Consider the following 1,255-nt stretch of genomic DNA (forward strand, 5'->3'; position numbering starts at 1 on the left):
TTTTTACGGCGAAATGAACCCTACGGGAAAGCAGAACAGATTTATCATAACGAGCAAGGATTAGAGAGGCTCAGCACATTATGCACAGAACTAAAAGCAAGGACAGGCACGGAGCCCGTAGTTATTATGGAAGCTACGGGACATTATCACCGTGGACTTGTTTGTTACTTGGCTCGGGAAGAAATCCGTCATATCATCCTTAATCCGTTACAGTCCAAGCGAGCAAAAGGAATGGGGCTTCGTAAGGTGAAAACCGACGAGGCAGATGCTTGGAACTTGGCCGAAATGTTTTACAGAGGAGATGCTTTGCCACACCGAATCTGGGATGAGGCGTACATGGAACTTCAACACGCTACCCGCCAGCATGAGTTTGTCACATCATTATATGTACAAGCCAAACTCAATACCAGGGCATTGTTGGATCAAGTAATTCCGGCTTATGAAGGAGTGTTTAGTGACCTGTACTCGGCTACATCACTAGAAGTGTTGCAGAGCTGTTTACAAGGGCAAATGGATGAGGTGGAGATTATAGAGAAAGTCCTAATAAAACATGCTGGGAGATCTCGCAGTCAAAGCTGGATAAGAGAGAAGTCGATACGATTAGAAGAGGTATTACGCAAGTGGAAGGAAGGGTGGGCAAGTCCATCTCAAACGGCGGCACTGAAAGGGATGGTGGCGTTACTCTTAACATTTCAAGCCCAATTGAAGCAATTGGAGCAGCAAATGGAGAAAATATCTGTTCATCTACCGGAGGTTCATTTATTGAAATCCATTCCTGGAATTGGGGAGAAGCTTGCAGCGGCTATAGTGGCGGAGATAGGAGATATTAAACAGTTTAGACATGCTAAGCAGCTAGTAGCCTATGCCGGACTAGATCCGAGTGTATATAGTTCAGGGAAATTTACAGCTAGCAGCAACCGGATCACGAAACGCGGCTCAAAACGTCTGCGCAGATCGTTGTATCTTGCTGTACAATGTGGACTTCGGCAAGGAAGTAATAGACGGTTAGTATCGTACTACGAACGAAAAAAGAAAGAAGGCAAGCCTTACAAGGTAACGGTGATCGCTTGCGCCAACAAGCTACTACATCACATTTACGCTATCTTGAATAGAGGCCAGCCTTACCAAGCATAAACTTATTCAATTCTAAAAAAACTCCACGCCAATGGAGTTTTTTTGCCATGCTCAAAAACCAGTATATCAGTAATTCATTAAATCACCAAGGGTGCAGCTTGACAAACATTAGCTGGTTTTT

General features: G+C 44.4%; 1 protein-coding gene. It reads left to right on the plus strand.

What is annotated here, in order from left to right; genetic code table 11:
• On the plus strand, positions 1-1,134 hold a 1,134-nt coding region (locus DQX05_RS30125), incomplete at its 5' end, for an IS110 family RNA-guided transposase (RefSeq protein WP_119796897.1).
• Positions 1,135-1,255 lie beyond the last annotated feature (121 nt).

This window comes from Paenibacillus thiaminolyticus (assembly GCF_003591545.1).
GTDB lineage: Bacteria > Bacillota > Bacilli > Paenibacillales > Paenibacillaceae > Paenibacillus_B > Paenibacillus_B thiaminolyticus_A.